The sequence below is a fragment of the Silvanigrella aquatica genome (genome assembly GCF_001907975.1).
GTDB classification, from domain to species: Bacteria; Bdellovibrionota_B; Oligoflexia; order Silvanigrellales; family Silvanigrellaceae; genus Silvanigrella; species Silvanigrella aquatica.
In genome coordinates, this window is the sequence record NZ_CP017834.1 from 375,374 (window position 1) to 389,960 (window position 14,587).

Below are 14,587 nucleotides of genomic sequence, written 5' to 3' on the forward strand. Positions count from 1 at the left end.
AACTTACAAATAAAATAAAGAATTAATTTTTAGACAAATAGTTGCTTACGCCTTCTTTGGTTGCCTTCATTGCATCTTTTCCTTTATTCCAATTTGCAGGACAAACTTCGCCGTGTTTTTCGAAGTGTTGCAAAGCATCAACAAGACGAAGAGCTTCGTCAACGTTACGGCCTAAAGGAAGATCGTTGACAAGTTGGTGACGCACAACACCGCTTTTGTCAATTAAGAAGAAACCGCGGAAGGCAACTCCTCCGTCACTTAAGACATCATAGTCACGTGCGATAGTGCGGTGAATGTCGGACAGTAAAGTATACTTGACGCCTTCAATGCCGCCTTTATTTTTAGGAGTACTCAGCCAGGCATAGTGAGAGAATTTGCTATCAATGCTGCAACCCATAAGCTCAACATCTCTTTTTGCAAATTCTTCCGCTTTTTCTTGAAAAGCATGAAGCTCTGTTGGGCAAACAAAAGTGAAATCTAAGGGATAGAAAAATAAAGCAACATATTTCTTACCTTTGAAATCAGAAAGAGAGACTTCCTTGAAATCTCCATTTACAACAGCATCTGCTTTAAAATTTGGAGCTTGGCGACCTACTAAAACACTCATGGAACCCCCTTTAATAATGAATTAAACTTAAGAAGTTAAGAGGATGTATTCCTCATTGCAATAGACTATACTTAAGCGATTGATTGTCAAGATATCTCATTTTCTTAAGTTTTAAAAAAAGATTTTAAATTCACATTTCATTTTTTTTAAATTTTTTGAGAAATGTATTTTTTTAATAATGAATGTACTGAGTTTTTTTAAAATACCTATTATTATTTTATTTTTTTACGATTAAAATTTTAATTTTTAAATAACTCATTTTGACTCCCAAAAAAAAATATAAAATTTAAATTGATTTTTTTGTAATTAAATGTATATATTGATGCATAACAGCTTCGCTAATTGAATAATATACAGTAAAATTTTTATACATTAATTTAATTGTTTATAAGGAATTTTTTATGAAATTAAATAAATTTTTATTTGTGTCTTTTCCTATATTTTTTTATAATACAAATCATGCTTTTGCTTCTTTAGGATCATATTTATTTTGTGCTAGTCAGCAAAATCAATATGATTGGAAATGGGCACCGCCTTTGCCAAATGGTCTAAGAAATTATCCGCATAATATTGTTAAGCCTGATAATAAAGGAACATGGATTGTGGGTTCAGGAAAAACTTCAATGTACTTTCACTCTATTTTGGATATGGATTATACTTTTGAAAATATGGAAGCTGCAAAAACATTTTGTGATTCTTTAGCCGCTGTTTGCAAAAGTGCACATGGAGAAAATTATAAGTGGATTGGTACGTCGGGATACGCTGTTGCCCCCAATTCTTGGTCATATATTTTAGTTCATTATAATGTGAGATCAGGAGGAAATTCTCGATCTGTCTGTCCTAATTGGACTTACCAAAATTTTCCTAATAAAGGAGTTTTAGATGGAACTCCACAGATATTAATTGATTAAAAATCCAATTTGCACGTTCTAGTTTGTAAAATAAAAATTTGAACAAAAAATACAAAAGTAAGATGATTGTTGCATATTATAACTTTTTGACAGTCACTTCTTTTAATATATCTTTTTTAAGCATTTTAATAATTCAATTTATATAATATTATACTCTGGACTTGAAAAATAAATAAGACACATGCACAACACTTAGAGTTGCGTATGAACGAGTGAATGTTCTTTTGTGTGGTGACGAGGTTGCTCTTGAGTCTGTCGTTTTTTAAAAATAGAAAGCTATCTTCAGAAGAAAATTCAAATAATTCTAAAGATGTACCGAATTGGTTGAAAAAGTTGCCAAATAGGCTGACTTTTTTACGCATCTTATGCATTCCTGTAGTCGTATATCTTATGTCCCTTGGTGAAGTTGCAACGGAGTCCGAACACTTTGGTTTAATTAAGCCTATTGTTCCTAGTATGACAGATATTGCGGCAGCTCTTGTTTTTGCTCTGGCTGCTATTACCGATTTTTTTGATGGATGGATTGCAAGAAAATTTCAAGTAGAAACTGTGTTAGGAAAACTTCTCGATCCTCTTGCCGATAAGCTTTTAGTTGTCGCGGCTATGGTAATATTAGTTGAAAAGCATAGGATGGATGGCCTTGTTGCTGTCATTATTATTGTGAGAGACTTAGGTATCAATGCCATTAGACTTGCTGCCGTTGACGATGGTATTCAAATTCCTTCAAATATGATCGGAAAAACCAAAACCACTTTTCAAGATTTAGGCATTATTGGTTTAACTGTTTGTGGTACGTTATGGTTTATTCCCTTTCATTATATTGGTCAATTATTTATTTTATTAGCACTTGCTGCAAGTTTAATTAGTGGGATTCAATATCTTTATGACTATGCAAAACAATTAAAGAAGTTGTAATTTTAAACAGGGACAGGATCTTTTTCAATTATCGGTTTTTCTGCTATTCTTGCCATCCGCAATCTTCTACTTACTTTTTCAAGTAAATTCATGAGAACTTCTATTTGCATAGGAGTCATATGTTCGATAGAGCATCCCGCAATTTTTCCATCAATTGAAATTCTTCTCACTCTTCCGGAAAGAGGTAAAAATTCGCCATATTGAGGGTGAAATAATTTAAATTCAGAAAGAGGTAATTTTATTTTTACTTGTTCATTGGTGTTCATGAGTTCATCATTATTTATTTTGATTCCAAAGCCTACGAGACTTAAATCACTGAGCATAAAATTATATAGTTTATCATTGTTTAATCGATAAACTGTAATTGGAATGTCGAGGGAGAATCTTCTTGCTCTCCGCCCTAAAGTCAATGATGCTCTTTTTAATTTTTTACTTATTTCTATGAAGTCGATTGGTTCATTAAAATAATCATCAAATTCTTCATATAAGGCAAGGGTTTTTCTATATTCCTGAATTAATGTTTCCTCGCTTTGAGCTATAAAAAATATGGGACATTTTTTTCTTTTTTTGCACTCTAAACCATATTCAACAGAAACTTTATCGCTTCCAAAAATTGAGGAATCGACAAAAATAATTTCTATATTTTTAACAAGTAAGGCTTTTAATCCTTCATTGGGATCTTCAATGCGAATGAGAACATGCTCAGGAAGAGCATGTTGAATCGCTTTTTCTATTGTTCTAATTCGAGATTCATCTTCGCGAGATAATTTAAATACAAATAAAACATACCTTTTTTTCTTTTTCGGTGTGATATCAAATATCGATTTGCCTTCGGAGTCAAACACTTCCATAAAAAAACCCCTTCAATTTGTGCTTCTTAATCAGTTTAAGAAATTTGAAGGGATTCCATATAGGCAAGGAAATGTTTTCCGTTAGGAATTATTTACCAGAAGCCACTTCCATAATTTTAGTTAAACGTTTTGCAAAGCTCCCTGGGTTTTTAACGGGGCTACCTTCGGATAAAAGAGCTGTTTCATACAAAACTTCTACCCATTCTGTTAACAAGGTGTCTTCGGAATTCTTATTTTTTCTTTCCGCAAGATTTTTAATTAAATTATGGGAAGGATTAATTTCTAAAATACGCTTATTATTTGCACCCATATCTTGTCCTGATGCTTTCATAATGCGCTCCATATGAGCACTCATTCCGTTTTCATCAGCAACTAAACAACATGCGCTTTCGCGAAGACGTTTTGAAATTTTGACCTCTTTAATGTCATCAGAGAGTTTTGTGCGGAAAAGATCTAACAATCCAACGAGTTCCTCAGCAGGTGCTTCCTCGTTCTTTTTATCTTCTTCGCTTTCTTTTCCAATGCCCGTAAGGTCAAGATCACCTTTATTAATGGATTTTAAATTATATTCACCATGTTTCGCATAGCTCATGAGGAACCATTCATCGATAGCATCAGTTAAGAACAAAACTTCAATGCCTCGTGATGTCAGTGCTTCTAGGTGGGGGCTACGTTCAAGAGCTTCATAACTTGGACCTGTTAAATAGTAAATTTCTCTTTGTGCTTCTGCTTTACGTTCAATATATTCTTTAAAAGAAACCCAGCCTTCTTTTCCTGTTTTAGAGGATTTAAAGCGCACAAGCTCACTCAAAGTTTCGTGTTGTTCGTGGTCAAAATGAAAGCCTTCTTTTAAAACCGCGCCAAAAACTTTATAGAAATTTAAATATTTTTCTTGTTCATTATTAGCTAAATGCTGCAAAGAAGATAATGTTTTTTTGATTATTTGTTTTTTAATTTGCGGTAATTTATTATTTTGTTGCAAAATTTCGCGAGAAACATTGAGAGGAATTTCATCTGTTTCGACAACGCCTGCAACAAATCTTAAATATTCGGGTAATAATTCTTTACATTTTTCAGTAATAGAAACTCTTTTTACGTATAAATGTAAGCCATGATTATCTCTTGTGTAAAGATCGAATGGTGCTTCGCTTGGAACATAAATGACAGCATTAAAAGGAACTAAGCCTTCGACGCTGATATGTTCCCATAGGAGGGGTTCTCTCCAATCCATTGAAATTTGCTTATAAAGTTCTTTATAATCTTCAGGTTTATTTTCGCGTTTGTTACGAGCCCAAACAGGGGTTGACTTATTAAGACGTGTTTCCTCCTGTTTATCTTCTTTTGTTTCTAAAAGATAAACAGGATAAGTTACGTAATCGCTGTATTTTCTGACAATACTGCGAATTTTCCAATCATCAGCAAACTCTTTTTCTTCATCTTTTAAATGAATTTCAATGCGAGTTCCTCTTGTTTCTTTAGAGCTCTCTTCAATTGTGTAAGAACCATCGCCTGAAGAAGTCCATTTATAAGCAGATCCACCATGAGCAGAGCGGCTTTCTACAATTATTTGTTTTGCAACCATAAAAGCAGAGTAAAATCCAACGCCAAATTGTCCAATTAAGTTGGAATCTTTTTTGTCTTGTTCTGATAATTTTTCTAGGAATTTTTTAGTTCCAGAGCTGGCAATTGTTCCTAAATTATTCATGAGCTCTTCTTTGCTCATGCCAATTCCATTATCTTCAATATTTAATATACTATTTTCTTTATCAATGCTTAAAGTAATAGAGTTCTCTTTGTCAGATTTCAGCAAATTATGATTTGTAATTTCTTCAAAGCGTAACTTATCGACGGCGTCACTTGAGTTAGAAATTAATTCTCTTAAGAAAATTTCTTTATTGGAATAAAGTGAGTGAACCATAAGATTCATCAATTGTTGCACTTCTGCTTGAAAGGAATGGACTTCTGCTGTCATAGATTAAATCCTTATAAGTTATAAATAATATAAAGTTATGAAACCATGTGGTCTTGCTTTAGGAACCAGCACATAAGGAAATTAAGCGTGAGAGAGTCGAAGTCAATACCTAAATCATAAAGTGCTATCCGCTTTTAGTCGGAAAGTTCATCCTGAGAGGGAGATATCACCCATCTGTCTCCCCAGGATGACTTTCGGGCGCGTTTGTAGAGTAGACCCTGTTTCTTTGAATAAGTTATAGATTCAAATCCTTTTTTTGTGCAGAGATGCAATTTTAAATGACCGCTGTTGATGTCGGGATTGCGCACAATACGCCCTTCATAATTTGCTATCTGTCCTTTTGTAAGAATGAGATAGGAAAATTTTTCATCCTCATATCCTTTTTCACCTTCTTTTAGCATTTTATGTAAGGAACTGCGTTGAACCCGTGCTGAAAAATGACACCAATCTTCATTTTGAAACGCCGGGCAAGTCAGCATGTGAGGACAGGGAGATAAAATTGAAGCGTTATTTTCAATAAACCACTGTCTTGCTTTATGAATTGCGTGAAAGGCCTGAGGTGTTCCCGGATCAATCAAAACTAAGTATTTTTTGGTTTTTTCCCAGACAAACTTTAAGAATTGTTGCTGATTTTTTTCACCGATTTCATTAAAGGAATAAGAAGCAATGACAAGGTCTGCAGGCTCGATTTTTTCTATATTTTTTGTAAAATCGGCAATTTTCCAATCCGCATTTTTTAAGAGAGGGTGATTTTGGGAAAGTTTTTTTCCCAGTTCTGCCATTTCTTTATTTTGCTCAATGAGTGTGAGCTTCTGGATTGACGGAAATCGCTCACTACATGCCCAAGAAGCTGTCCCTGGCCCCGCTCCTACGTCCAGTAGTGAGTTCAACTCGTTCTCATTTTCAAGTTCAATTTCATTTAGCACATGATAAACAGCTTCGTAGGTAGCGGGCATTCTTGCTGCTAAATATGAGATTCTTTGTTCTGTATTTTGTAAGCTAAAATGAATGAGATTTCGATTTATTCTATACTGATCTGAAAGTTTAGAGTAAGCCGATTGTAGCTTTTGAATAGGGGCTTGCGCGAGTTCATTTTGCAGAGACAATTGTAATAATGGGGGGAGCGACATATTGAAATTCCTGATCGCATAAAAAATAAAGGGCGTTTTTCCCTTTTTAAGGGAAAGTTATCTCTTACTTTTTCATTTCAGATTCAATTTTGTCAATCGCATTTTCTGTGGCTTCTTTTGCGTTGTTTTCCGTCTTTTTCATACCCTTCGATACTTTAGAAAGTATCCAATGCACTGGTTTTGTATCAACAATCTTGTCGTAGCCAATTTCAAATAAGTTTTTTCCGCTTGATAAAGGTATGGAAAAAATAAAGAGCCAAATAAAGCCATAAATAATAAATACAAATAATTTTTTAATAAAACTTTTAAACATCTTGACTTCCTTTATTGCTTTTCAATAGTTTAGCATAAGTTAAGTTTACTTAAGAAAGTAACTTAGTTTTTTAAGACTCTTGATTAGGACATTGTTAATCATGCTTTATGAACCCTCTTCCTCATTGCGTCCCGTTGTTCAACTTCAAAAAAACAGTTCTGACTTTTTTCTGAGTTTCTTCAAAAAGTATGAAAATAATATGGAGTGCCGCTTAGGGTGTTCAAAGTGTTGTTACGTAGATTTATCCATTTTTCAATCTGAGGCTTATGTGATAGTAGAATGGGTCAATTTTTTGTCATCAGAAGAAAAACAAAATCTTTTAAATGAATTATGTGAATCTGAATCATCACCCCAAAAAAATACTCTTGGAAAAACGAGCAGTCCTTGTGCTTTTTTAAACAACGGCAAATGCACAATTTACGATGTCAGACCCAACATTTGTAGAACACAGGGACTGCCGTTGCAATATAAAATTTCAGATGTCAAAAATCAAGTTCAACTTGCCGTAGACGTTTGTCCTCTGAATTTTACGCAAGAAAACTCAATGCCAGAAAGGCCAGAGTGGCTTGATTTAGACAGATTAAATGCCTTGCAAAGTATCGCTGAGAATTTTTTTCAAAAAAATAATCAAGATGCAAAATTAACTGAATTGGAAAATTTAGTTAATAAAGAGGGAAGAATCCCTTTAAGAAAATTAAAAAAATTCATTGTTGAAATGTTAAAAAAAGAAAAATTTTAATATTGACTCTCAAAGGCATAAAAAAATCCTCCCTTCCATACAGAAGGGAGGATTTTTGAGCGCTAAGCAATTGCATTGCTAAGAACTTTAGGCTTTAGTTTTACTTACTTACCGCCAGTTCTTGCAGCACGACGACGTCTAAGCAATTTTCTCTTCTTACGACCCACTTTACGACGACCTTTTGGATGCTTACGACGATGACGTGATCCGTGCATACCAACCTCCTGAAATAGTTAAAAAAAATTATGACAAATTAAGGCAATTTCATTTCGCAATTCTTCATTATGAAGCATCACTGGAACGATGCCAATATCACTCGGTATTCTATTTGGCAAGGAAAATTTTCTAGCAATAGATTTTTACTCGTTTTTTAAGCCCTTTCGTGAGTTTTTATTATTTGAATCGTACTTTTTTTAGGCTTGGGCTTTTAGATAATATTGTGATATCGATAATATTGAACCTATGTTTCTTGTTTTTTAGATTCTTGAGTAATTGTGGAATGAAAGACAACATGCGCATAAACCTAAAGTTTAGATTTAACTCAGGATCTTTATTAGCATATTTCATTATATCTGCTATTGGTTTTATCATTCTCTATGCTATTATTTGGACTTTATCTGTAAGGGCAGAACGGATCGCCAATTTAAGGCATGATGTTTCCCTTATCATGGGAGGGATTACAGGTAGTATATTGGGCACGGCGGAGCTCGATTCCCAAGGGCTACAGGATCAATCCCAGTCTCTGATGCAGGAATATCTCAACTTTACTTTTGATTCGAAAAAGAATCAAAGCCAAGAAAGGGTAGCTAGAGTCTCAGTCTATTTCCTAAACCCCGAGCGTCAGCTTATTGGGGAATGGATTTCACCCGATGAACCTCCTCACGAGTGCCAGGAAAAAAGAACAGAGTATTTTCAGCCCGCAAGATCTCCTTATCCCTATCTTGTGGAATTGAATATCAATACCTGTGCTCGCAATTCTCTAGGCTTATTTGAATATCATAGTATTTCATTACCTATAATGGTATCTCTCGCTGTAATTTTATTTTGGGGAATTTGTATTTTTGTCATGCTGCATTCTATTAGGTATGCAGGAAAATTACTTGAGCAAACAGAAGATGTTGACGAATTGTTAGAAAAGACAGATAAAATAAACTGGCTTAATGTAAAAATACTTGCGCAAAAAGCAGTTCAGGTAAGAGGAAAAAATCTACAGTTTTATCAGACACTTATTCTTGATGCGCAACATGATATCGCTAAAATTTTAGATGCCGTAAATAGAAAATATAATGAGCAAGATCTTAATTATAACGTCTCGGCAATTCGTGGAATTATGCAAAGACTTGCTATAGAAATAAGATCTACCAATGAATTATACCAGGAATTTAATGCAGCCAAAGACTTAAATTCAGATGAAGTTTTACAATATATAAAAACTCATTTTTTAGGGTCAGATATAGTGAATAAATTGCCAAAAAATATTATAACTACTATATTGGATCTCACTATTTTTGAAAGAATTATTGTCAATCTTTCTTCTAATGCAATTAAGCATTCTACTTTTCCTTCAAAAGTGCTTCTTTATTATGAAAAAAATTTTTTATCCATAAGGGTTTATTCTAAAATTTCTTTTGTATCGGCACTTAATATATATTTTGCTAAGTTTACAAATAGAATAGATTTAAAAAATATTGATTCGCCCGTTTTCTTCCGGTTTTTTGGCCGCTCAGGAAGAGGTCTTTCTATTATTAAAAGAGGATTAGCAAAGTTAAAAGGACGAATGATCTTTACCATTGAAAAAAATATTGTTGAAACCGGATTTGATATTCCCTGTCGCTTGGTCGAGGAAAAAAGCAATGAATTGCCTGAATTTATTCTCAAGCGGAAAAGAGTTATTTATTTCAAAAACGAAGAACTTGTTCAGTCGACAATTGAATGTGGTTTGGAAAATTACCTTATCAATCATTTGGAGTTAAACAAAATTATTAATTTAGCTCAAGAAGGAGAAAAGGTTGAAGTTGTTTCTGATGAGGATATCAACTTGCCTGAGTCATTTATCCTAAAGCTTATTACTAAAAAAGAAAGAATAGAAGGACTTGCATTTAATTGGATTGGAGACTCTAAGTAATGGTATCTAAAGTATTTCCAATATCGCGCTGGCTTGTCGTTGATGATACTCCTGAGGATGCCGATGATATTGTTCTCGCAATTGAAGGGCTTGGCGGTAAAGCAGATATTGCCGATAGCATAAAAGCGGCAGAAAAACTTTTAAGAAAAAACATTTATGATGTTTGTGTTGTAGATTGTTTTTATAAAGGAACAAATAAATGGGGGATTGATCTTTTACCCGATTTACGTTCCACACTTCCTGGTTTACCTGTAATTATGATATCTAATTCAGACGATTTAGATTTACCCGCCAAAGTCATTAGAGCGGGGGCTGATATGTTCTGTCCTAAACTTAAAGACTCCTTTTCGCTTACAAAAATACTTGGTGCCTCTGCATTACAGGCAACAACAATTAGAAAATTAAAAATCATGGAGTTCGATTCTCGATTTTCAAAAGAAATTTTCTTATTAAAACAAACTTCCGATGCCTTTGAGCATTCTATGCGCCGCAAAGAAGAAAGATTATTAATTTGTGGAGCATCGGGTACGGGTAAAACGGTAGGCGCGCAATTATTTGCGCATAAGTTTTTAAAACAAAATTACGGCAGTCTTTCACGAAATATTGTTTATCATGATTGCGCTTCAAAATCAGATGAAGCGAATTCTTTGTTACTTTTTGGGGATTCAAAAAGCATTGGAAATACTTTGCAATTGAGTCTTTTTGAAAGAGCAGTAGGCGGTGTATTAGTGCTTGATAATTTACACGCTCTTTCCTATGAAAATCAAAATAAACTTAAAAGTATTTTTGATTCTGAATTTGTTCCTTCGGTTTTAGGAGATGGAAGTTTATCCATAAGTCTTATTAAATTTATTGGTACTTATTGCACTGATTATCAGAAAAAAATAGTACCGGGCTTTTTGGAAGCGTATGCGCATAGAGAAATAGATCTGCCTTCGATTTCAGATTTAAATCAAGATTTGGTGAAAGTTATTCAATTTATTTTCGAACAACTCTCTCAATCAAGTGAAGATTTAAAAGTCTCGTCCAGCCCTGAGGTGATTAGCAAAATTCTTGATTTGGCTGCCAATCATTCTTTTCCTGCAAATTTTAGAACATTGCATCAAATTATAGAAAATGCTCTTTCGAAAGCACTTGCCGATCATCGTAGTCAAATTTATCCCTCAGATATTGAAATTATTGGAAGTATGCGTTCTTCTTCTGGTAATGCGTCTATGGGCAATTCGGGTACGACAAAAAATTATGGTGATATTTTAGAAGGTCGATTTGGAGAAGCGTTATTAAAATATATTTCTTCGGGAGAAAGTTTTGATGAAGCTAAAGATATCTTAAGAAAAATCATGATTAATGTGGCGTCAAAAAAATATGGAGGTAACAAATCTAAAATAGCTACTTCTTTAGGGATTTCAAGGCAAAGTCTATACGATCATGAAGAAGTTGAATAACTGACCTCCAAAAGTGGCAAAATATTTTAAAAATGGTTATAAAACTCTTTTCATAATAATCCAAATTGAGGTTTGCTGATATGCTAAAGTTCTTAAGCGATTTTTCATCTCCTAGTAAACTTGTTCAGACAACTTGGCCACAGTTAAAAAAAGTCCCAGGTGGAAATAAAATATTTTCCTCTATAATATCTCACTATATTCCATATACCGGTTCAATTTCTCCTGTTGTTTTAAGTATTGAAAATTCATTTGTCAGAATACTTCTAAAAGATAAAAAATCAGTTAGAAATCACTTGAATAGTATTCATGCTATAGCTCTTGCAAATTTAGGTGAGTTTTCTTCTGGCTTATGTCTTATATCGCAGTTACCTCATAATGCTCTTGCGATTTTAATTAAAATTGAAGTTGAATATTTAAAAAAAGCAAGGGGCAATTTAATTTCAGAATGTTTTTTTCAATATCCTGTTGAAACCAAAAATGATGAAGAATTAAAATTGTACGCTAATATTACAAATGACAAAAATGAGATTGTTACTAAAGTTACTGCTACTTGGAAAGTTAGATTGAAATAAATTAATATAATAAATAGAGAATTATTATGAATTTTGAAACAGTATTTACGAAACAAGTTGGTATTGAATTTCCTATTATTTGTGGTGCGATGTACCCTTGTAGTAATCCTGAATTGGTTGCCGCTGTGTCGGAGGCGGGTGGGATTGGAATTATACAGCCTTTATCTATGGTTTTTGTTCATAAACATGAATTTCGTGATGGTCTAAGATTAATAAAAAATCTTACAAAAAAACCTATTGGAATGAATATCATTACTGAAAAATCCTCTAAAATATACGAAAATAGAATGAGAAAATGGCTAGATATTTCTTTAGAGGAAGGTGTTCGCTTTTTTGTAACGTCATTGGGTAATCCAAAATGGATAGTAGATCTTGTGAAACCGCTAGGCGGTGTTGTCTATCATGATGTGACGGAAAAAAAATGGGCTGAAAAAGCAATTCAATCCGGGGTTCAAGGACTTATATGTGTAAATAATAGAGCTGGTGGTCATGCAGGGCATCTCGGTGCTGAAAAAATATACAAAGATCTTCTGGAGTTTCAGGTTCCTATTATATGTGCTGGTGGTGTGGGAGAAAAGAAAGAATTCCTAGAAGCGCTGAACTTGGGGTATGCTGGAGTCCAAATGGGTACCCGGTTTATAGCAACTAAAGAATGTCATGCGCACGAAGATTATAAAAATGCCATTATAAGAGCAACTTCAAATGATATTGTGCTTACTGAAAAAATTTCAGGAGTACCAGTCTCAGTTATTAATACGGAGTACATTACGCGTATTGGTACGAAGGCTAATTTTATCACAAAATATATGCTTCAGCATAAAAAAATGAAACACTGGATGCGACTGTATTATACTTTGCAGTCCGTTTGGAAATTGAAAAGAGCATCTCTTGAGGGTGCCGGCTATAAAGACTACTGGCAAGCGGGTAAGAGTGTTGATGGGTGTAAATCTATTCTGTCTGCAAAAGAAGTCATACAGGGACTAATATCTTGAAATTTTAAAATATCTTGTCGACTAAGTCGCTTTTAGAAGTAAAATTTGAACGCTTTTTAAGCAAGTAAAGCACAAAAATCTCCTCATTTTATAGCGCTTGCCAAGTGTGATTGCATAAAAAAATAGCGAAAAATAATTCAAATATTTTTATTAAAAATATTTGACAAGGTTCGGTTTGTAATGCAAGGTGACTTTCTCGCTGCTAGCGATTGAACCTCCCAAAAAGGTGAAAAAGCCCAGCAAAGAGAAGTAATTTGACAAGAGAAGAAAGCAAAAACAGAGTGCGGTTCCCGAGCAACGTTGGATTAGGAATGTAAAAGTTTTTAAGAAGAGGTTGTTAAGGTTCCGTAAAAGAACCGTCAAGATAGTAAAAAAATCGTGGGACTAGAAATAGTTCAACGTAAGTAAATTAGAGCTAAGAGTTTGATCCTGGCTCAGAACGAACGCTGGCGGCGTGCCTAACACATGCAAGTCGAACGGAGGTAGCAATACCTTAGTGGCGCACGGGTGAGTAATGCATGGGAATCTGCCTTTTGGAGGGGGATAACTACGGGAAACTGTAGCTAAGACCGCGTAAGCAGCAGCGATGCTGGAAATGCCGGGACCTTCGGGCCGGCAGCCGAAAGATGAGCCCATGTTCCATTAGCTAGTTGGCGGGGTAACAGCCCACCAAGGCGAAGATGGATAGCTGGTCTGAGAGGACGATCAGCCACACTGGGACTGAGACACGGCCCAGACTCCTACGGGAGGCAGCAGTGGGGAATATTGCGCAATGGGGGAAACCCTGACGCAGCAACGCCGCGTGAGTGATGAAGGCCTTCGGGTTGTAAAGCTCTTTCGGTTGGGAAGAAGGGGAGTTGTTTTAATAAAGCAGTTCTTTGATGGTACCAAAAGAAGAAGCACCGGCAAACTTCGTGCCAGCAGCCGCGGTAATACGAAGGGTGCGAGCGTTGTTCGGAATTACTGGGCGTAAAGGGTTCGTAGGCGGGAATGCAAGTCAAGTGTGAAATCCCCAGGCTTAACCTGGGACGTGCATTTGAGACTGTGTTTCTTGAGTTTCGGAGAGGGTGGTGGAATTGCTGGTGTAGGAGTGACATCCGTAGAGATCAGCAGGAACACCGGAGGCGAAGGCGACCACCTGGCCGAATACTGACGCTGAGGAACGAAAGCGTGGGGAGCAAACAGGATTAGATACCCTGGTAGTCCACGCCGTAAACGATGATAACTAGGTGTTGGGGGAGTTGACCCCTCCAGTACCGTAGCCCACGCGCTAAGTTATCCGCCTGGGGAGTACGGTCGCAAGACTAAAACTCAAAGGAATTGACGGGGGCCCGCACAAGAGGTGGAGTATGTGGTTTAATTCGAAGCAACGCGAAGAACCTTACCTGGGTTTGACATACCGTGAAAAGCGCAGAGATGCGTAATAGTAGCAATACACACGGATACAGGTGCTGCATGGCTGTCGTCAGCTCGTGTCGTGAGATGTTGGGTTAAGTCCCGCAACGAGCGCAACCCTTTCCCTTATTTGGCATCATTAAGTTGGCAACTATAGGGGTACTGCCGGTGATAAACCGGAGGAAGGTGGGGATGACGTCAAGTCCTCATGGCCCTTACATCCAGGGCTACACACGTACTACAATGGCCAAGACAAAGCGAAGCAAAGCCGAGAGGTGGAGCCAAACGCAAAAACATGGTCTCAGTTCGGATTGTGGTCTGCAACTCGACCACATGAAGTTGGAATCTCTAGTAATCGCAGATCATCAGGCTGCGGTGAATACGTTCCCGGGCCTTGTACACACCGCCCGTCAAACCACGAAAGTTGCATAAGCCAGAAGCAGGTGGGCTAACCGTAAGGGGGCAGCCTGCCAAGGCTTGTGCGATGATTGGGGTTAAGTCGTAACAAGGTAGCCGTAGGGGAACCTGCGGCTGGATCACCTCCTTTCTAGGAATTTCGAGTTCTCTGTAAAGAGACTCTATTCTAGGTCAAGGGAACCGCACTCTGTTTTTGTAATCTT

Annotated in this window: 12 protein-coding genes and 1 rRNA gene; 8 read left to right on the forward strand and 5 right to left on the reverse strand. The window is 35.9% G+C overall.

The genetic code is table 11. The features are described from left to right. Nucleotides 1-22: 22 nt before the first annotated feature. Nucleotides 23-607, reverse strand: coding sequence for a peroxiredoxin (locus tag AXG55_RS01620; protein WP_148696408.1), 585 nt, complete (start codon nucleotides 605-607; stop codon nucleotides 23-25). Nucleotides 608-1,008: 401 nt separating this feature from the next. On the opposite strand from AXG55_RS01620, the gene AXG55_RS01625 reads away from it, so the two are divergent. Next, nucleotides 1,009-1,518, forward strand: a complete 510-nt coding sequence (locus AXG55_RS01625) for a hypothetical protein (RefSeq protein WP_148696409.1) — start codon at nucleotides 1,009-1,011, stop codon at nucleotides 1,516-1,518. Between the two features lie 246 nt (nucleotides 1,519-1,764). After that, nucleotides 1,765-2,433 carry a CDP-diacylglycerol--glycerol-3-phosphate 3-phosphatidyltransferase gene (gene pgsA, locus AXG55_RS01630; RefSeq protein WP_233231297.1) on the forward strand — a complete coding sequence of 223 codons (669 nt, stop codon included), beginning with the start codon at nucleotides 1,765-1,767 and terminating at the stop codon, nucleotides 2,431-2,433. A 2-nt stretch (nucleotides 2,434-2,435) separates the two neighbouring features. Here the strand turns inward: pgsA and AXG55_RS01635 are convergent, their stop codons facing one another. The 4 genes from AXG55_RS01635 to AXG55_RS01650 form a co-directional block, all read right to left on the reverse strand. Beyond that, nucleotides 2,436-3,284 carry a PilZ domain-containing protein gene (locus tag AXG55_RS01635; protein ID WP_148696411.1) on the reverse strand — a complete coding sequence of 283 codons (849 nt, stop codon included), beginning with the start codon at nucleotides 3,282-3,284 and terminating at the stop codon, nucleotides 2,436-2,438. 88 nt (nucleotides 3,285-3,372) lie between these two features. Continuing rightward, the gene (gene htpG / locus AXG55_RS01640) at nucleotides 3,373-5,256 is read right to left on the reverse strand and encodes a molecular chaperone HtpG (RefSeq protein ID WP_148696412.1); all 1,884 of its coding nucleotides are present in this window, start codon (nucleotides 5,254-5,256) and stop codon (nucleotides 3,373-3,375) included. Nucleotides 5,257-5,390: 134 nt separating this feature from the next. Then, on the reverse strand, nucleotides 5,391-6,386 hold the full coding sequence (locus AXG55_RS01645; protein ID WP_148696413.1) for a small ribosomal subunit Rsm22 family protein: 996 nt from the start codon (nucleotides 6,384-6,386) through the stop codon (nucleotides 5,391-5,393). Between the two features lie 64 nt (nucleotides 6,387-6,450). After that, complete coding sequence (locus tag AXG55_RS01650) at nucleotides 6,451-6,699, reverse strand: hypothetical protein (RefSeq protein ID WP_148696414.1); 249 nt, start codon at nucleotides 6,697-6,699, stop codon at nucleotides 6,451-6,453. Between the two features lie 100 nt (nucleotides 6,700-6,799). Here AXG55_RS01650 and AXG55_RS01655 point away from each other — a divergent pair, with 100 nt between their 5' ends. The 6 genes from AXG55_RS01655 (at nucleotide 6,800) to AXG55_RS01680 (ending at nucleotide 14,514) form a co-directional block, all read left to right on the forward strand. Then, entirely contained in the window at nucleotides 6,800-7,438 is a 639-nt protein-coding gene (locus tag AXG55_RS01655) for a YkgJ family cysteine cluster protein (protein WP_148696415.1), read from the forward strand. A gap of 511 nt (nucleotides 7,439-7,949) precedes the next feature. Further along, a complete protein-coding gene (locus tag AXG55_RS01660; protein WP_233231298.1) occupies nucleotides 7,950-9,563 on the forward strand; it encodes an ATP-binding protein in 1,614 nt (537 codons plus the stop codon). Beyond that, nucleotides 9,563-11,008 (forward strand): response regulator, encoded by a 1,446-nt coding sequence (locus tag AXG55_RS01665; RefSeq protein WP_148696417.1) that lies wholly within the window; start codon nucleotides 9,563-9,565, stop codon nucleotides 11,006-11,008. Before AXG55_RS01660 ends, AXG55_RS01665 begins: the two co-directional genes overlap by 1 nt. 80 nt (nucleotides 11,009-11,088) lie before the next feature. Then, nucleotides 11,089-11,580 carry a DUF4442 domain-containing protein gene (locus AXG55_RS01670; protein ID WP_148696418.1) on the forward strand — a complete coding sequence of 164 codons (492 nt, stop codon included), beginning with the start codon at nucleotides 11,089-11,091 and terminating at the stop codon, nucleotides 11,578-11,580. A gap of 26 nt (nucleotides 11,581-11,606) precedes the next feature. Further along, entirely contained in the window at nucleotides 11,607-12,572 is a 966-nt protein-coding gene (locus AXG55_RS01675; protein ID WP_148696419.1) for an NAD(P)H-dependent flavin oxidoreductase, read from the forward strand. Between the two features lie 411 nt (nucleotides 12,573-12,983). Next, nucleotides 12,984-14,514 (forward strand): 16S ribosomal RNA (locus tag AXG55_RS01680). The last annotated feature ends 73 nt before the right edge of the window (nucleotides 14,515-14,587 follow it).